An 18,638-nucleotide genomic window follows, 5' to 3' on the forward strand; every position below is an offset into this window, starting at 1 on the left:
TTAAAGCTACTGCGCTTGGTACGCTTTAAATCGCCGGATTGTACCGGGCCTTGGCAAAAACATCAGCCTTGCCACTAACTCTCGATCAGGCTTGCTCGCGCCTCATAAGCCAGGCGTACCGGGGCGAACGAGCGGCGGTGAATCGGTGTCGGGCCCAAGCGTGCCAAGGCTTCCAGATGAACGGGCGTCGGGTAGCCTTTGTGGCCGCCGATGCCGTAACCCGGGTAAATCAATTCGAATGCGGCCATTTCACGGTCGCGACTGACTTTGGCCAGGATCGATGCCGCAGCAATGGCCGGTACCTTGCCATCGCCCTGAATTACCGCTTCGGCGCGCATGGACAGTTTCGGACAGCGGTTACCGTCGATCATCGCCAGTTTCGGCTGAATATGCAGACCTTCGATCGCACGCTGCATGGCCAGCATGGTGGCGTGGAGAATGTTCAGCTCGTCGATTTCTTCGACTTCGGCCCGGGCAATGCACCAGCTCAGGGCTTTTTCGCAGATTTCGTCGTAGAGTTTTTCGCGACGGGCTTCAGTGAGTTTCTTCGAGTCGTTCAAACCGAGGATCGGACGGCTCGGATCGAGGATCACAGCCGCTGTCACCACGGCGCCGCAAAGCGGGCCGCGACCGACTTCGTCAACACCGGCAACCAGGTCTTCGACTTCAGCGACCAAGGTGAAATCCAGCCCCATTTGCATGCTTGTTTTACTCATTGTACTTGGCCGATCAGATTCAGCACTGCATCCGCAGCCTGGTTGGAGGCATCCAGACGAAGGGTCCGGTGAATTTCGTCGAAGCCGCGAGTCTGTTCTTCGCCATCCTCGATCAACGGCGACAAGGTCTGGGCCAGGGCTTCGACCGTCGCATCGTCCTGCAACAACTCAGGCACCAAAAGACGCTGGGCCAGCAGGTTCGGCAACGAGACGTAGGGGCTTTTCACCATGCGCTTGAGAATCCAGAACGTCAGCGGCGCCAAACGGTAGGCGACCACCATCGGCCGCTTGTACAACAACGCCTCAAGGGTTGCCGTTCCGGAGGCAATCAGTACCGCGTCGCAGGCCGCCAGGGCCAGATGGGATTTGCCATCGAGCAAGGTCAGCGGCAGATCGCGGCCGGCCAGCAGCTCTTCAAGTTGCTTGCGGCGCTCGGGACTGGCGCAAGGCATGACGAACCGCACGCCAGGGCGCAGGGCTCGCAGACGCTGGGCGGTATCGAGGAACAACGCACCGAGACGGCCAACTTCACCACCGCGACTGCCGGGCATCAGGGCGACCAACGGCCCATCTGGCAAGCCGAGTTCGGCCCGCGCGGCGGCGCGATCCGCTTCAAGCGGAATCGCATCGGCCAGGGAGTGCCCGACAAACCGCACCGGCACGCCCTTCTCTTCATAGAATTTCGCTTCGAACGGGAACAGCGTCAGCATCAGGTCGCAGCCTTCGCGAATCTTCAGCACCCGCTTCTGCCGCCACGCCCAGACCGACGGACTGACGTAATGCACGGTCTTGATCCCGGCTTGACGCAGTTTGAGTTCGATATTGAGGGTGAAGTCCGGGGCATCGATACCGATGAACACGTCCGGCTTCTCGGCGATCAGGTCCGCGATCAGCTTCTTGCGGCGCTTGAGCAACTCGCGCAACCGGCCCAGCACTTCCACCAGGCCCATCACAGAAAGACGTTCCATCGGAAAATACGAGGTCAGCCCTTCGGCTTGCATCAGCGGGCCGCCGACACCGATGAACTCGACCGCTGGGTGCCGAGCCTTGAGTGCGCGCATGAGTCCCGCGCCCAGAATGTCACCGGAAGCCTCACCCGCCACCAGCGCAATACGCAGATTGGCCATGATTAACGAGTGATGCCGCGGGTCGAAGACTGGATGGAATCACGGAACACCGCGACTTCCGGGAACTGGGCCGAGGGCTCGATCAGTTCGGCGAGTGCCTGTTCAACCGTCAGGCCCTGGCGGTAAACCACCTTGTAGGCACGACGCAGGGCGTGGATCGCGTCTTCGCTGAAACCACGACGGCGCATGCCTTCGAAGTTCATGCTGCGGGCTTCGGCCGGGTTGCCGAACACCGTGACGTACGCAGGAACGTCCTTGCCAATCGCAGTGCCCATGCCGGAAAAGCTGTGGGCGCCGATGTGGCAATACTGGTGAACCAGGGTAAAACCGGACAGGATCGCCCAATCTTCGACGTGCACATGGCCCGCCAACGCAGTGTTGTTGACCAGGATGCAGTGGTTGCCGATGACGCTGTCGTGGCCGATGTGGGCATAGGCCATGATCAGGTTGTGATCGCCCAGGGTCGTTTCCGAACGGTCCTGAATGGTCCCGCGGTGAATCGTCACGCCTTCACGGATGACGTTGTGGTCACCGATGACCAGACGGGTTTCTTCACCCTTGTATTTCAGATCGGGCGTGTCCTCGCCTACCGAAGAAAACTGGTAGATGCGGTTGTGCTTTCCGATTCGGGTCGGGCCTTTGAGAATCACATGCGGCCCGATCACTGTTCCCTCGCCGATTTCCACACCTGCGCCGATGATCGACCAAGGGCCGACCTCGACGTCGTCGGCCAGGATGGCCGTCGGATCGATGATTGCGCGAGGGTCAATCAAACTCATAGTTTGCGTTCCGCGCAGATGATTTCAGCGGAGCAGACTGGCTTGCCATCGACCGAAGCCTGGCACTCGAACTTCCAGATCTGGCGCTTGCAGCTGATGAAGCGGGCTTCGAGGATCAACTGATCGCCTGGGGTGACGGGCTGGCGAAAACGCAGCTTGTCGGAGCCGACGAAGTAGTAAAGCGTGCCGTCGGCGGGCTTCACGTCGAGCATTTTGAAGCCAAGGATACCGGCAGCCTGAGCCATCGCTTCGATGATCAACACGCCCGGCATGATTGGATGCGCAGGGAAGTGACCATTGAAGAACGGTTCGTTGATGCTGACATTCTTGTAGGCGCGAATGCGCTTGCCTTCCACATCCAGATCCACGACCCGGTCCACCAGCAGGAACGGGTAACGGTGAGGCAGGTATTCGCGAATCTCGTTGATGTCCATCATTTCGGGGGGAAGCCTATGTAAAGATTGGGAACGCGCGACTGACGCGCGCTCCTCTAGCAAATCAAGGAGGCAGTCTAGCGGCTGTGCACACTTGATATGGAAATGGTATCAGCCATCTGATGAAGCATTACCGTCAGGGGTCACTTCCCCTACTCGCTTTTCCAGCTGTCGCAGCCGCCGCGCGATGTCATCGAGCTGACGCAGACGTGCCGCACTTTTGCGCCATTCGGCAGCCGGTTGCATGGCCGTACCGGAAGAATAGGAACCCGGCTCGGTAATCGAGTGGGTCACCATCGTCATCCCGGTGATGAAAACCTTGTCGCAAATTTCGATATGCCCCACCAACCCTACGCCACCGGCGAGCATGCAATGCTTGCCGATTTTGGTGCTGCCGGAAATCCCCACACACGCCGCCATGGCCGTGTGATCACCGACCTGGACGTTATGGGCGATCTGAATCTGATTGTCGAGCTTAACGCCATTACCGATGACGGTATCGGCCAACGCACCGCGGTCGATGGCGGTATTCACACCGATCTCCACATCGTCACCGACCAGAACACCACCGATCTGGGCGATTTTCTGCCAGATACCTTTCTCGTTGGCAAAACCGAAGCCTTCGCCACCCAGCACGGCACCGGATTGAATCACCACCCGCTTACCAATGCGCACATCGTGATACAGCGTGACGCGCGGGGCGAGCCAACCACCCTCGCCTATCTCGCTGCGAGCGCCGATGAAGCAGTGCGCACCCACCGTCACACCCGCAGCAATACGCGCTGCGCTTTCGATCACGGCAAAGGCACCGATACTCGCCGCCGGATCGACCACCGCGTCCGGCGCCACTACCGCCGTCGGATGAATACCGGCAGTCGCCTTGGGCTTGGGATCGAACAGATGGGAAACACGTGCATAAGACAGGTACGGATCGGGTACCACCAGCGCATCACCGGCAAAACCTTCAGCGTCAGCAGCCTTCAGCAACACGGCTGCGGCCCGGCTGTCAGCCAGGAATTTACGGTATTGAGGATTTGCCAGAAAGCTCAACTGAGCTGGGCCAGCCTCTTGCAAAGTGGCTAGCCCAGTAATTTCCTTCTCCGGGTCGCCACGTAGGGTGGCGCCGAGGAACTCGGCCAACTGGCCGAGTTTTATAGTCGCTGTCATGGATTACTTCAGCTGATTCATGCGCTCGATAACCTGGCGAGTGATGTCGTACTGAGGCTTGACATCAATCACTGCGCCACGCTCGAAGACCAGGTCAAAAGCACCTTTCTTGATGACTTCTTCCACAGCGCTGTCCAGTTTCGGCTTGAGCTGCTTCAGCATTTCACGGTCGGCAACGGCTTTGGCTTCGTTCAATTCCTTGGACTGGAACTGGAAGTCACGGGCCTTTTGCTTGAACTCGAGTTCCAGGCGTTCACGCTCGCCTTGCTGCATCTTGTCGCCACCAGCCATCAGACGATCCTGGATGCCTTTGGCGCTGCTTTCCAGCGTCTTGAGCTTGGTCAGCTGAGGACCGAACTTCTTCTCGGCATCCACGGCGTACTTCTTGGCCGCATCGGATTCCAGCAGAGCCATCTGATAGTTCAGAACGGCGATTTTCATGTCGGCAAAAGCCGGACCTGCTACCAGTACGGTCGCCAGGAGAACCAATTGAGTCAACTTACGCACGATGCACTCCTACAAAATCCATTGTCGTTATCTTGGGTCAGACGCTTAGAACGTCTGGCCGAGGGAGAATTGGAACACTTGAGTTTCAGCCTCATCCGGTTTCTTGATCGGCATGGCCAACGCGAAACTCAGAGGACCCAGTGCGGTAACCCAGGTCACACCTACACCGACAGAGCTGGCCATGTTGCTCAGGCTGATGTCGTTGCACTGCGTATTGGATCTCGAACCATCGGCATTCGTGCTCGACTTGCACTGCGAGTCGAATACGTTACCCACGTCCCAGAATACCGAAGTGCGCAGGGAACGTTGATCCTTGACGAACGGCAGAGGGAACAGGATCTCCACACCGCCCTGGATCAGGACGTTACCACCGAACGGCAGAGGATCCTGGTCCGGGTCGAGCGCAGTGCCAGGGTTCCGACCGGTACTTGGTGTACTGCGAGGACCGAGGGTGCTGTCCTTGAAGCCACGAACCGAGTTGAAACCACCAGCATAGTAGTTTTCATAGAACGGCAAGCCATCGGTCGAACCGTAACCGTCGCCATAACCCAATTCGGTATGCAGGCGCATGGTGTAGTTTTCGGTCAACGGCTGGAACAACTGACCACGGTAGTCGAGCTTGAAGAACGACAGGTCGCTGCCAGGCGTCGTGGTTTCCAGCACAAGGCTCTGGGAATGACCACGCGTCGCGAGCACGCCCTTGTTCAGGGTCGACTCGGACCAACCGGCCGACGCCTTGAAGTTCAGGTAGCTGTCGCCTTCCTTGTTAACGAAGTCGAAGATCTCGTCAACGGTGTACAGGCCAGTCTTGATCTTGTCTTGTTGCGCAGTCAGGCCGAAGGTCAGACGCGAAGTCTCGCTGATCGGGTAACCGACGCTCACGCCTGCACCGAGGCTGTCTACGGCATAGCTGGCTACGTCGACATCGAGATCGTCGTAGTCGGTGGTGCGATAGAACGCGTTGTAACCCAGGCTCACGCCATCAGCGGTCCAGTACGGGTCGACATAACCGAAGTTATAGCGGCTCTGGTATTCGCTGCGGGTCAAGCCAATGCTGACCTTGTTGCCGGTACCCAGGAAGTTGTTCTGGGTGATCGAACCACCGAGGATCAAACCGGCGCTCTGGGCAAAACCGACGCTGGCGGTGATCGAACCGGAGGCTTGCTCTTCAACGCTGTAGTTAACGTCAACCTGATCGTCGACACCTGGCACAGCCGGCGTTTCGACGTTGACTTCCTTGAAGAAGCCCAGACGCTCAAGACGTGTCTTGGATTGGTCGATCAGGTAGGTCGAAGCCCAGCCGCCTTCCATCTGACGCATTTCACGGCGCAGCACTTCGTCTTCGGACTTGGTGTTGCCACGGAAGTTGATGCGGTTTACGTAGGCACGCTTGCCCGGATCGACGGCGAAGGTGATGTCTACCGTGTGATCGTCATCGTGAGGCTGAGGCACGCCGTTGACGTTAGCGAAGGTATAACCCTCGTTACCCAGACGGCGGGTGATCAGTTCGGAGGTGGTGGTCATCAGCTTGCGCGAGAACACCTGGCCTTTCTGAACCAGCAACAGGGATTTGACCTGATCTTCTGGGACTTTCAGGTCACCGCTCAGCTTGACGTCACGAACGGTGTACTTTTCGCCTTCGTTGACGTTGACGGTGATGTAGACGTGCTTCTTGTCCGGGGTAATGGACACCTGGGTCGAAGCGATATCCATGTTGATATAGCCACGGTCCAGGTAGTAGGAACGCAGACGCTCCAGGTCACCGGAGAGTTTTTCACGAGCGTACTTGTCATCGTTCTTGAAGAACGACAGCCAGTTGGTGGTCTTGAGTTCGAACAAGTCGATCAGGTCTTCATCAGGGAAGACGGTGTTACCCACCACGTTGATGTGCTGGATAGCCGCAACGGTGCCTTCGTTGATATTGACCTTCAGCGCAACGCGGTTACGCGGCTGCGGCACCACTTCGGTGTCGACGGTGGCCGAGTAGCGACCCTGAGCGACGTACTGGCGCTGCAGCTCGTTACGCACACCTTCGAGGGTGGCGCGCTGGAAGATCTCGCCTTCGGCCAGACCGGATTGTTTGAGGCCTTTCATCAGGTCTTCAGTGGAGATCGCCTTGTTACCGTCGATCTCGATACTGGCGACCGACGGACGCTCGACGACCGTGATGACCAGGACGTTGCCATCGCGACCCAGCTGGATATCTTGAAAGAACCCGGTTTTGAACAACGCACGAGTGGATTCCACCAGGCGACGATCGTCAGCCTGCTCACCGACGTTCAACGGCAAGGCACCAAAGACGCTACCCGCGGAGACCCGCTGGAGGCCATTGACGCGAATATCAGAGATAGTGAAGGACTCGGCGTGAACTTCGGCGATCATCAATACGGTGAGAACCGCAGTTAGCAGCAGACGTTTCATGAAGTCCTTTCTTATTCCAACTGGCAATAAAAACTGCCGCAAAATGCGGCAGATTCGCAATTCAGCGAAGCGTTACAGTCGACCCAGATCATTGACCAGAGCAAGCAACATCACCCCGACCACCAAACTGATACCGATCTGTATCCCCCAACCTTGCACCCGATCCGACAAGGGACGACCACGCGCCCACTCGATCAGATAAAACAACAAATGTCCCCCATCCAGTACAGGAATGGGCAACAAATTCAGAACCCCCAAGCTAATACTCAGATAAGCAAGGAAATTCAGGAAATCAGCGACACCCGACTGGGCAGAAGCGCCCGCCACTTTAGCAATGGTTATCGGTCCACTCAAGTTTTTTACCGAGAGCTCGCCGAACAACATTTTCTTGAGCGAATCGAGGGTCAGTACGCTCATGGTCCAGGTGCGTCGAGCACCCTCCCCAATCGCTGCCACCGGACCGTAACTGACCTCGCGAATCATCTCCGGCGGCCAGTCGATTGCTTTCACCCCGGCCCCCAGGTAACCACTGGGTGCCTTGCTCTCGCCGCGCGCAGCCAGCGTCACAGGGACGTCGATTTGAGCACCATCGCGCTCGACGCGCAGCATGATTTTGGTATCCGGATGCATACGGACGGTGTCGACCACCTGCTGCCAGTCATCCAGCGACGTGCCATCAAGGGCCAATAACCGGTCACCGGTTTTCAGGCCCGCAGCCTGCGCCGGGCCTTTTGGATCAAGTTCGGCCAATACCGGCGGCAACGCCGGGCGCCAAGGGCGAATACCCAGCGAGCGGATCGGATCCGGTTCGTCGGCACCCTTGAGCCATTTATCCAGCATCAGCTCACGAGGGGAATCCGCCGTGGAACCCTGCTCACGGACTAGCAGCTGCAGGGAACCGCTTTCACCGAGACGACGAACCAGTTGCAGATTCACTGCACCCCAGCCGGAGGTCGGTTCGCCATCGATGGCGATGATTTCCTGACCTGGGCTCAAACCAGCCTTGGCGGCGATACTGCCGGATTCGACGGCACCAATAACAGGGCGCACTTGCTCGCTACCGAGCATGGCGAGCACCCAGAAAAAAATCATCGCCAGCAAAAAGTTGGCAATCGGGCCGGCCGACACGATGGCGATGCGCTGACGAACGGATTTGCGATTGAACGATTGATCGAGCTGATCGGCCGGCACCTCGCCTTCGCGCTCGTCGAGCATCTTCACATAGCCACCCAGCGGGATGGCGGCGACGACGAATTCAGTGCCTTTCTTGTCGTGCCAGCGCAGCAATGGCATACCGAAGCCCACGGAGAAACGCAGCACTTTGACCCCACAGCGACGCGCGACCCAGAAATGGCCGAATTCGTGGAAGGTGACCAGCACGCCCAAGGCTATCAGGGTGCCGACAATCATATAGAGCGCGCTCATCTACTTTCTCCGCAATCCTATCCAGTGCTGCATGGGCCGACGTGTTGCAGCACTTACCGCCCGTGACGACTCAACCATTGCCCGGCCAGTACTCGCGCTTTCGCGTCAGCCGTAAACACCGCCTCAAGATCATCTACCGCAACCACAGGCTCGAGATTCAAGACCTCTTCGATGATACTCGCGATTTCCAGATAGCGAACCCGCCCGTCGAGAAAGGCTGCAACGGCCACTTCATTCGCCGCGTTGAGCATGGCCGGCGCGCTGTTACCCGCCTCGGCCGCCTGACGCGCCAGACGCAGGCACGGGAAGCGCTCTTCGTCGGGCGCCTGGAAATCCAGACGTGCGATGGCAAACAGATCCAGCGGTGCAACTCCCGAATCGATACGTTCTGGCCAGGCCAAGGCATTGGCAATCGGCGTGCGCATGTCCGGGTTGCCTAACTGGGCCAATACCGAACCGTCGATATAGTCGACCAGCGAATGAATCACACTTTGTGAGTGAATCACCACTTCGACCTGTGACGGTTTGGCATCGAACAGCCAGCACGCCTCGATCAGTTCGAGCCCCTTGTTCATCATGCTGGCCGAATCGACCGAAATCTTGCGGCCCATGGACCAGTTAGGGTGGGCACAGGCCTGGTCAGGGGTAACATGCACCAGCTCAGCCATTGGCGTCTGCCGGAACGGACCGCCAGAGGCTGTCAGTAAAATCCGACGGACACCGACCGCGCCAAGACCACGGGCGAAATCCTGCGGCATGCACTGGAAAATCGCGTTGTGCTCGCTGTCGATCGGCAGCAGCACCGAACCACTTTTGCGCACCGCCTGCATGAACAGCGCACCGGACATCACCAGTGCTTCTTTGTTGGCCAGGAGGATTTTCTTGCCGGCCTCGACCGCCGCCAGGGTCGGACGCAAGCCCGCCGCACCGACGATGGCCGCCATGACCGCATCGACCTCAGAATCGGAAGCCACCTGACACAGGCCCTCCTCCCCCACCAGAACGCGGGTCGACAGACCGGCTGCGCGCAGGTCGTCCTGCAAGCCCCGTGCAGCGCTCGCCTCAGGCACCACGGCAAACTGCGGCGCATGACGCACGCACAACGCGTGCAGCTCACTCAGCCGGGTGAAACCGCTCAAGGCGAAAACCTGAAACCGCTCCGGATGACGGGCGATGACGTCGAGGGTGCTCAAACCGATCGAGCCGGTAGCGCCCAGGACGGTAATCTGTTGTGGGCGGCTCACGGTGCAGCCATCCACAGGAGCACGGCAAACGCCGGTATCGCGGCTGTCAGACTGTCGATACGATCCAGAACGCCGCCGTGACCCGGCAGCAGATTGCTGCTGTCCTTGACCCCGGACTGGCGCTTGAACATGCTTTCGGTGAGGTCACCCACCACCGAGACAAACACGATCACTGCGGCGCCCATCAGCCCCATCAGTATCTGAACGAAACTCCAGTCGCGCACAAAACCGACGATTGCGGTGATCACCAGGCTCAGCGCCAGACCGCCATACACGCCTTCCCAGCTTTTGCCGGGACTGACCTGCGGCGCCAGCTTGCGCTTGCCGAAGGCCCGACCGGAAAAGTAAGCACCGATATCGGCCCCCCAGACCAGCACCATCACCGCCATGATCAGCCAGTTGCCCAAAGGCTCCTGCTTGATCTGGACCAGACCCTGCCAGGCCGGCAACAAGATCAGCAGACCGATCACCAGCTTGCAGGCGGCGCTGGACCAGTGTTCGCTGGAACGCGGGTAAGTCAGCACCAGGTAGGTAGCAACACCCCACCAGAGCACCGACGCCCCCAACACCCACGGCGCAAGGCCTGGCAGGATGTGCATGACAAACAGCATCAACGCGACCACAGCCGCATAGGCAACGCGGATCGGCTGCTCGGTGAAACCCGCCAGGCGAGCCCATTCCCAGGCACCGAGGGTCACGACCAGCCCGATGAACAGCGCAAAACCGGACCCCTCGAGCAGGAAAAAACCGCACAGGGCAATCGGCAGCAGGATCAGCGCAGTGATGATTCGTTGTTTAAGCATTAAACCCGGGCTCCAGCCTCGACCTGCTCGCTCGTTTTACCGAAGCGGCGCTGACGAGAAGCGAAATCGGCCAACGCGGTGCGCATGGCGTCGTGTTTGAAGTCCGGCCAGAACAGGTCGGAGAAGTACAACTCGGCGTAGGCCAGTTGCCACAGCAGGAAGTTGCTGATGCGGTGTTCGCCACCGGTGCGAATGCACAGGTCCGGCAACGGCAGGTCGCCGGTGGCCAGGCAGGTCTGCAACAGTTCCGGGGTAATGTCTTCCGGACGCAGATGGCCGGCCTGGACTTCCCGCGCCAGACGCTGCGCGGCTTGCGCGATGTCCCACTGACCGCCGTAATTGGCGGCGATCTGCAGGACGAAACGATTGGCGCCCGCCGTCATGGCTTCAGCCTCGCGCATGGCCGCCTGAAGCTCTGGATGGAAACGCGAACGATCGCCAATGATGCGCAAACTGATGTTGTTGTCGTTGAGACGCTTGGCCTCTCGACGCAATGCCTTGAAGAACAGGTCCATCAAGGCACTGACCTCATCGGCCGGACGCTGCCAGTTCTCGCTGGAGAAGGCGAACAGGGTCAATACTTCGACCTTGGCCTCAGCACACACCTCGATCACCGCGCGAACAGCATCCACACCCGCTTTATGCCCGGCGACACCCGGCATAAAGCGTTTTTTCGCCCAGCGATTATTACCATCCATGATGATCGCGACATGGCGCGGCACCGCGGACGGCACAGTCTGCTTGGTCTTATCCATGAAAACGCGACCCTTATACGGCCATCAGGTCTTTTTCTTTCTGCGCCAAATTCGCGTCGATTTCAGCCACGTACTTTTTGGTCAGATCATCAATTTCGCCAGTGGCGCGACGCTCTTCGTCTTCGCTGATTTCCTTTTCCTTGACCAGATCCTTGAGCTGGCTGTTCGCGTCACGACGGATGTTGCGCACGGCAACACGGGCATCTTCCGCGACATCACGAGCCTGCTTGGTGAAGCCCTTGCGGGTTTCTTCGGTCAGGGCCGGCATGGAAATCAGCAGCAGCTCACCGAGGTTGGTCGGGTTGAGGTTCAGACCGGCGCTGCCGATGGCTTTGTCGACGGCACCCAGCATGTTGCGCTCAAAGGCAACGACTTGCAGGGTACGGGCGTCTTTGACAGTGATGTTCGCCACTTGCTTGATCGGGGTGTCGGAACCGTAATATGGCACCATCACGCCTTCCAGAATGCTCGGGTGCGCCTGGCCGGTACGAATACGGCCGAAGTTGTGCATCAGCGACTCGACGGATTTCTGCATACGCTCTTTAGCGTCTTTCTTGATTTCGTTGATCATTGTTGGCCTTCCTCGATCAGGGTCCCTTCAGCGCCGCCATGCACAATGTTCAGCAGGGCGCCGGGCTTGTTCATGTTAAATACACGCAACGGCATCTTGTGGTCGCGGCACAGGCAAATGGCGGTCAGATCCATCACGCCCAACTTGCGATCCAGCACTTCATCGTAGGTCAGATGATCGAACTTCTCGGCATGCGGGTCTTTGAACGGGTCAGCGGTGTAGACGCCATCGACCTTGGTTGCCTTGAGCACCACATCGGCATCGATCTCGATTGCACGCAGGCACGCTGCCGAATCCGTGGTGAAGAACGGGTTACCAGTACCGGCCGCGAAAATCACGACTTCCTTGGCGTTCAAGTGGCGCATGGCTTTGCGGCGATCATAGTGATCGGTCACGCCAACCATGGAAATGGCCGACATCACGATGGCCGAGATATTGGCACGTTCCAGCGCGTCACGCATGGCCAGGGCGTTCATCACAGTGGCCAGCATGCCCATGTGGTCACCGGTGACCCGATCCATGCCGGCCGCGCTCAGCGCTGCACCGCGGAACAGGTTGCCGCCGCCGATCACCAGACCGACCTGGACACCGATGCCGACCAGTTGGCCGACTTCCAGCGCCATGCGATCCAGAACTTTCGGATCGATCCCGAACTCTTCCGAGCCCATCAGGGCCTCGCCGCTAAGCTTGAGTAGAATGCGTTTATAGCGAGCCTGATAACCACTGCCCTGCTGAGCCATTGCGAATCTCTCCTGCGGCGTATTTTAAAAAATTCTTTGCGAGCTGTTTACAGCTGGCGTTCACTCTAGCTTGGCGCTGCTTCAGCGCCATCGGAACATGGCTTTGTAAGCCAGTTCCAAAGGGAAACCAATAAAAATTGGTGCCCCATCTGAAAAGAGGCTGCGCGCGTAAGCGGGCAGCCTCTTCAGGGCGACAGTTAAAAAACCGTCTTATTGCTTGGCGGCAGCCAGCTGGGCAGCAACTTCTTCAGCGAAGTTGTCGACCGGCTTCTCGATGCCTTCGCCTACTTTGAAGTAGGTGAAAGAAACGATTTCTGCACCGGCTTTCTTGGCCAGTTCGCCAACCTTGATTTCAGGGTTCTTGACGAACGCCTGTTCAACCAGGCTCGCTTCAGCCAGGAACTTGCTGATACGGCCTTTGACCATGTTTTCAACGATGTTTTCTGGCTTGCCGGCGATCTTGTCAGCGTTGAGGGTCAGGAACACGCCTTTCTCGCGCTCGACCGCTTCAGCGGAAACTTCCGATGGCAGCAGGAATTCAGGGTTGGTGGCCGCTACGTGCATAGCGATGTCTTTGGCCAGCTCAACGTTGCCGCCCTTCAGAACAACCGCAACACCGATCTTGTTGCCGTGCAGGTAACCACCAACAACATCACCTTCAACCCGAGCCAGGCGACGGATATTGACGTTTTCGCCAACCTTGCCGACCAGAACCAGGCGATCGGCTTCTTGAGCTTCGATCAGCGGAGCGACGTCAGTCAGTTTGTCAGCGAACGCTTTTTCAACGCTAGCAGCAACAAATGCCTTGAAGTCGTCCTGCAGAGCCAGGAAGTCGGTCTGCGAGTTCACTTCCAGCAGAACGGCGGATTTACCGTCTTCTTTAAGAGCGATCGCGCCTTCAGCGGCAACGTTACCTGCTTTCTTGGCAGCCTTGATGGCACCCGAAGCACGCATGTCATCAATGGCTTTTTCGATGTCGCCGCCAGCCTTGGTCAAGGCCTTTTTGCAGTCCATCATGCCTTCGCCAGTACGCTCGCGCAGTTCTTTGACCAACGCTGCAGTAATCTCTGCCATTTCAAAATTCCTCTTGGATAGGTTTTCAACCATTCCACCCGATCGAACGGGCGATCAATTCTTCCCGAACCACCCTTGTTAGCAGCTGCACGTTACAGAGGCTGTAGCTGCGCCGCTCACAAATGGTTTTCGAGGTGGCAAAAAGGGGGCCAAGCCCCCTTTTTGCTTACTGAGTCAACGCCAAGGCGTCAATTACTCAGCTGCTGCTACCGGAGCTTCTTCAACGAACTGCTCGGTGCCGCCAGCAACGTGGTTGCGACCGCGGATTACAGCGTCAGCCATCGAACCCATGTACAGCTGGATAGCGCGGATTGCGTCATCGTTGCCTGGGATGATGTAGTCAACGCCTTCCGGGCTGCTGTTGGTATCGACTACGCCGATAACCGGGATGCCCAGCTTGTTGGCTTCGGTGATCGCGATACGCTCGTGATCAACGTCGATAACGAACAGAGCGTCTGGCAGACCGCCCATGTCCTTGATACCACCCAGGGAACGATCGAGCTTCTCAAGATCGCGAGTGCGCATCAGCGCTTCTTTCTTGGTCAGCTTGGCGAAAGTACCGTCTTCGGCTTGCACTTCAAGGTCACGCAGACGCTTGATGGAAGCACGGATGGTTTTGAAGTTGGTCAGCATGCCGCCCAACCAGCGGTGATCGACGTACGGCGAACCGCAACGTGCTGCTTCTTCAGCAACGATCTTGCCAGCGGAACGCTTGGTGCCGACGAACAGAATCTTGTTTTTGCCCTGGGCCAGACGCTCTACGAAAGTCAGAGCTTCGTTGAACATTGGCAGGGTTTTTTCAAGGTTGATGATGTGGATCTTGTTACGCGCGCCGAAAATGTATTTACCCATTTTCGGGTTCCAGTAACGGGTCTGGTGACCGAAGTGCACACCGGCCTTCAGCATATCGCGCATGTTGACTTGGGACATGATAGTTCCTTAATAAGTCGGGTTTGGCCTCCACGTATCCCAATGACCAACCAGCAGCATTAAGCTTCCGGCACCCAGGTCATCGTGTCGACACGTGTGTGGATTTAAGCCTTTCGGGGTATCCCCGGAAAGCGGCGCATTTTATATCACAAGGCTGCAAAAAACGGAACCCGGATTCTCAATTCCTGACGCGCGCCTTTAACCGCGCCCTTGGAATCGCTCAAGAATGCGCCTATCTATAGAGAGAAGCGATGCACAGAGGCTCAGATTTGCCCTGATCGTCTGGTAGAATCGCGTTTTTAAGGACCGCGAAGATCGACCGCGCAACGCCCATTTCGTTTAAGAAGGCGCCATCGAGCGCAGAGAGAGCCTGTATGACCGTCACCCTCAAAACCCCGGAGGACATCGCAAAAATGCGTGTTGCCGGCAAACTGGCCGCCGATGTGCTGGAAATGATTGCCGAACATGTCAAACCGGGCATCACCACCGAAGAGCTGGACCGCATCTGCCACGACTACATCGTCAACGAGCAGAAAGCCATCCCTGCCCCGCTCAACTACAAGGGCTTCCCGAAGTCGATCTGCACTTCGATCAACCACGTGGTCTGCCACGGCATCCCGAACGAGAAGGCACTGAAGGATGGCGACACGCTGAACATCGACGTCACCGTCATCAAGGACGGCTACCACGGCGACACCAGCCGCATGTTCCACGTCGGCACCGTGCCGGTCTGGGCCGAACGCCTGTCGCAAGTGACTCAGGAATGCATGTACAAGGCCATCGAAATCGTCAAACCCGGCTGCCGCCTGGGCGACATCGGTGAAGTGATCCAGAAGCACGCCGAAAAGAACGGTTTTTCGGTGGTGCGCGAGTTCTGCGGCCACGGCATCGGCAAGGTCTTCCACGAAGAGCCGCAGATCCTGCACTACGGTCGCGCGGGCACCGGCATGGAACTGAAAGCCGGCATGACCTTCACCATCGAGCCGATGATCAACCAGGGCAAGGCCGACACCAAGGTACTGGGCGATGGCTGGACCGCAATCACCAAGGACCGCAAGTTGTCGGCACAGTGGGAACACACCCTGCTGGTCACCGAAACCGGTTACGAGATCTTCACCTTGCGCGCCGACGACACAATCCCGCGCGTTTCGGCCTGATCCGACCCGCTCCGTTCTCAGCCTTATAGACAGGAAAGCAATCGATGCCGCAGGTGGATCCCGAACTCTTCGACCGTGGTCAGTTCCAGGCTGAACTGGCCCTGAAGGCCAGCCCGATCGCGGCCTTCAAGAAGGCGATCCGCCAAGCCCGCGAGGTGCTCGACGAGCGCTTTCGCTGCGGCCGCGACATTCGCCGACTGATCGAGGATCGTGCCTGGTTCGTCGACAACATCCTGCAAAAGGCCTGGGAGCAGTTCAACTGGAGTGAAGACGCCGACATCGCACTGGTCGCAGTCGGTGGCTACGGCCGCGGTGAGCTGCACCCTTATTCCGATATCGACCTGCTGATCCTGCTGGACAACGCCGACCACGAGATTTTCCGTGATTCCATCGAGCGTTTTCTGACGCTGCTGTGGGACATCGGCCTCGAAGTCGGTCAGAGCGTTCGCTCGGTGGACGAATGCGCCGTCGAGGCCCGCGCCGACCTGACGGTGATCACCAACCTGATGGAAAGCCGTACCATCGCCGGCCCCGAGCGCTTGCGCCAGCGCATGCTGGATGTCACCAGTACCGCGCACATGTGGCCGAGCAAGGACTTCTTCCTGGCCAAACGCGCCGAGCAGAAGGCCCGTCACCACAAGTACAACGACACCGAATACAACCTGGAACCCAACGTCAAAGGCTCGCCCGGCGGACTACGGGATATTCAGACCATTCTGTGGATTGCCCGCCGCGAGTACGGCACCCTGAACCTGCGCGCACTGGCCGGTGAAGGCTTCCTGGTTGAGAGCGAAAACGCCCTGCTGGCTTCGTCCCAGGAGTTTTTGTGGAAGGTGCGTTACGCCCTGCACATGCTCGCCGGGCGCTCCGAAGACCGCTTGCTGTTCGATCACCAGCGCACCATTGCCGGGCTGCTGGGTTTCGAGGGCGATGACGCCAAGCAGGCCATCGAAAACTTCATGCAGCAGTATTACCGGGTGGTCATGAGCATTGCCCAGCTCAGCGACCTGATCATCCAGCACTTCGAGGAGCTCATCCTCGCACCGGCAGACGAAGTACCGCCGCAGCCGATCAACTCGCGATTCCAGCTGCACGACGGTTATATCGAGGCGCGCAACGACAACGTGTTCCGCCGCACACCGTTCGCCATGCTCGAAATTTTCGTGCTGATGGCCCAGCAGCCTGAAATCAAAGGCGTGCGCGCCGATACCATTCGGCTGTTGCGGGAAAACCGTCACCTGATTGATGATGATTTCCGCAACGACATCCGCAATACCAGCCTGTTTATCGAGCTGTTCAAGTGCAAGATCGGCATCCACCGCAACCTGCGGCGGATGAACCGTTACGGCATTCTCGGGCGCTACTTGCCGGAGTTCGGCTTCATTGTCGGGCAGATGCAACACGATCTGTTTCACATCTATACGGTCGACGCGCACACGCTGAACCTGATCAAGCACCTGCGTAAGTTGCAGTACACGCAAGTGTCGGAAAAATTCCCGCTGGCCAGCAAGCTCATGGGCAAGCTGCCCAAACCCGAGCTGATCTACCTGGCCGGCCTGTACCACGACATCGGCAAGGGCCGGCACGGCGATCACTCGGAAATCGGCGCAGTGGATGCCGAAGCCTTTTGCCAGCGCCACCAACTGCCGGTATGGGACAGCCGCCTGATCGTCTGGCTGGTGCAGAACCACTTGGTGATGTCGACCACCGCGCAGCGCAAGGACCTGTCCGACCCGCAAGTGATCCACGATTTCGCGCAGGCCGTCGGCGACGAAACCCGCCTCGACTATCTGTACGTGCTGACTGTCGCCGACATCAACGCCACTAACCCGACACTGTGGAATTCCTGGCGCGCCAGCCTGTTGCGTCAGCTCTACACCGAGACCAAGCGCGCCTTGCGCCGTGGCCTGGAAAACCCGGTGGATCGCGAAATGCAGATCCGTCAGACGCAGAGCGCAGCCCTGGACATCCTGGTGCGCGGCGGGACCGATCCGGACGACGTCGAGCAGTTGTGGTCGCAATTGGGCGATGATTATTTCCTGCGTCACACCGCCGGCGACGTGGCCTGGCACAGCGACGCGATCCTCCAGCAGCCGGCCGACGGCGGGCCGCTGGTGCTGATCAAGGAAACCACTCAACGGGAATTCGAGGGCGGCACGCAGATCTTTATCTATGCACCGGACCAGCATGATTTCTTCGCCGTGACCGTGGCCGCGATGGACCAGCTCAACCTGAACATTCACGACGCCCGGGTCATCACCTCCAGCAGCCAGTTCACCCTCGACACCTACATCGTGCTCGACACCGATGGCGACTCGATCGGCGACAATCCGGCGCGGGTCAAACAGATCCGCGACGGCCTGACCGAAGCGCTGCGCAACCCAGACGACTACCCGACGATCATTCAGCGCCGGGTGCCGCGCCAGCTCAAGCATTTCGCGTTTGCGCCACAGGTGACGATCCACAACGACGCTCAGCGCCCGGTGACCGTACTGGAGCTCAGCGCCCCGGACCGTCCGGGCCTGCTGGCGCGCATCGGCACGATTTTCCTGGAGTTCGACCTTTCGTTGCAGAACGCCAAGATCGCCACCCTCGGCGAGCGCGTAGAAGACGTGTTCTTCATTACCGACGCGAATAATCAACCGTTGTCCGACCCGCTGCTGTGCAGTCGATTGCAGGATGCGATCGTCGAACAACTGACCGTCAGCAACGAACCCGATATCAAACTGTCGCGCATCAGTATCTGATTGCGCGCCAGGATTCAGCCGCTTTGAACGAGATCCCGCAC

General features: G+C 58.5%; 17 protein-coding genes. 2 read left to right on the forward strand and 15 right to left on the reverse strand.

Annotated features, from left to right (window positions below; genetic code table 11):
• Window positions 1-74 precede the first annotated feature (74 nt).
• The 15 genes from rnhB to rpsB all read right to left on the reverse strand — a co-directional run bounded on the left by rnhB (window position 75) and on the right by rpsB (window position 14,693).
• Window positions 75-701, reverse strand: a complete 627-nt coding sequence (gene rnhB / locus ACYZUD_RS16925; protein ID WP_462025054.1) for a ribonuclease HII — start codon at window positions 699-701, stop codon at window positions 75-77.
• A gap of 11 nt (window positions 702-712) precedes the next feature.
• A complete protein-coding gene (gene lpxB / locus ACYZUD_RS16930) occupies window positions 713-1,843 on the reverse strand; it encodes a lipid-A-disaccharide synthase (RefSeq protein ID WP_462019336.1) in 1,131 nt (376 codons plus the stop codon).
• Between the two features lie 2 nt (window positions 1,844-1,845).
• Complete coding sequence (gene lpxA / locus ACYZUD_RS16935; protein WP_462019337.1) at window positions 1,846-2,622, reverse strand: acyl-ACP--UDP-N-acetylglucosamine O-acyltransferase; 777 nt, start codon at window positions 2,620-2,622, stop codon at window positions 1,846-1,848.
• Complete coding sequence (gene fabZ, locus ACYZUD_RS16940) at window positions 2,619-3,059, reverse strand: 3-hydroxyacyl-ACP dehydratase FabZ (RefSeq protein ID WP_008154051.1); 441 nt, start codon at window positions 3,057-3,059, stop codon at window positions 2,619-2,621. The genes lpxA and fabZ overlap by 4 nt, the downstream gene beginning before the upstream one ends.
• A 108-nt stretch (window positions 3,060-3,167) precedes the next feature.
• The gene (lpxD, locus tag ACYZUD_RS16945) at window positions 3,168-4,223 is read right to left on the reverse strand and encodes a UDP-3-O-(3-hydroxymyristoyl)glucosamine N-acyltransferase (protein ID WP_462019338.1); all 1,056 of its coding nucleotides are present in this window, start codon (window positions 4,221-4,223) and stop codon (window positions 3,168-3,170) included.
• 3 nt (window positions 4,224-4,226) lie between these two features.
• A complete protein-coding gene (locus ACYZUD_RS16950; RefSeq protein WP_008028980.1) occupies window positions 4,227-4,730 on the reverse strand; it encodes an OmpH/Skp family outer membrane protein in 504 nt (167 codons plus the stop codon).
• Between the two features lie 45 nt (window positions 4,731-4,775).
• Complete coding sequence (gene bamA / locus ACYZUD_RS16955; RefSeq protein ID WP_462019339.1) at window positions 4,776-7,151, reverse strand: outer membrane protein assembly factor BamA; 2,376 nt, start codon at window positions 7,149-7,151, stop codon at window positions 4,776-4,778.
• Window positions 7,152-7,223: 72 nt separating this feature from the next.
• Window positions 7,224-8,576 carry a sigma E protease regulator RseP gene (gene rseP / locus ACYZUD_RS16960; RefSeq protein ID WP_462019340.1) on the reverse strand — a complete coding sequence of 451 codons (1,353 nt, stop codon included), beginning with the start codon at window positions 8,574-8,576 and terminating at the stop codon, window positions 7,224-7,226.
• 53 nt (window positions 8,577-8,629) lie between these two features.
• Window positions 8,630-9,820, reverse strand: a complete 1,191-nt coding sequence (ispC, locus tag ACYZUD_RS16965) for a 1-deoxy-D-xylulose-5-phosphate reductoisomerase (RefSeq protein WP_462019341.1) — start codon at window positions 9,818-9,820, stop codon at window positions 8,630-8,632.
• Window positions 9,817-10,623: a phosphatidate cytidylyltransferase gene (locus tag ACYZUD_RS16970; RefSeq protein WP_462019342.1), complete on the reverse strand. Its 807-nt coding sequence runs from the start codon at window positions 10,621-10,623 to the stop codon at window positions 9,817-9,819. The genes ispC and ACYZUD_RS16970 overlap by 4 nt, the downstream gene beginning before the upstream one ends.
• The gene (uppS, locus tag ACYZUD_RS16975) at window positions 10,623-11,378 is read right to left on the reverse strand and encodes a polyprenyl diphosphate synthase (RefSeq protein ID WP_462019343.1); all 756 of its coding nucleotides are present in this window, start codon (window positions 11,376-11,378) and stop codon (window positions 10,623-10,625) included. Before uppS ends, ACYZUD_RS16970 begins: the two co-directional genes overlap by 1 nt.
• A 13-nt stretch (window positions 11,379-11,391) precedes the next feature.
• The gene (frr, locus tag ACYZUD_RS16980) at window positions 11,392-11,949 is read right to left on the reverse strand and encodes a ribosome recycling factor (RefSeq protein ID WP_008028968.1); all 558 of its coding nucleotides are present in this window, start codon (window positions 11,947-11,949) and stop codon (window positions 11,392-11,394) included.
• Window positions 11,946-12,689: a UMP kinase gene (pyrH, locus tag ACYZUD_RS16985; RefSeq protein ID WP_003172271.1), complete on the reverse strand. Its 744-nt coding sequence runs from the start codon at window positions 12,687-12,689 to the stop codon at window positions 11,946-11,948. Before pyrH ends, frr begins: the two co-directional genes overlap by 4 nt.
• Window positions 12,690-12,899: 210 nt before the next feature.
• Window positions 12,900-13,763, reverse strand: coding sequence for a translation elongation factor Ts (gene tsf / locus ACYZUD_RS16990; protein WP_154997187.1), 864 nt, complete (start codon window positions 13,761-13,763; stop codon window positions 12,900-12,902).
• A gap of 192 nt (window positions 13,764-13,955) precedes the next feature.
• The gene (rpsB, locus tag ACYZUD_RS16995) at window positions 13,956-14,693 is read right to left on the reverse strand and encodes a 30S ribosomal protein S2 (RefSeq protein WP_003219330.1); all 738 of its coding nucleotides are present in this window, start codon (window positions 14,691-14,693) and stop codon (window positions 13,956-13,958) included.
• Between the two features lie 374 nt (window positions 14,694-15,067).
• Here rpsB and map point away from each other — a divergent pair, with 374 nt between their 5' ends.
• A complete protein-coding gene (gene map, locus ACYZUD_RS17000) occupies window positions 15,068-15,850 on the forward strand; it encodes a type I methionyl aminopeptidase (protein ID WP_462019344.1) in 783 nt (260 codons plus the stop codon).
• Between the two features lie 44 nt (window positions 15,851-15,894).
• A complete protein-coding gene (locus ACYZUD_RS17005) occupies window positions 15,895-18,597 on the forward strand; it encodes a [protein-PII] uridylyltransferase (RefSeq protein ID WP_462019345.1) in 2,703 nt (900 codons plus the stop codon).
• Window positions 18,598-18,638 lie beyond the last annotated feature (41 nt).

Source organism: Pseudomonas sp. XS1P51, assembly GCF_054897845.1.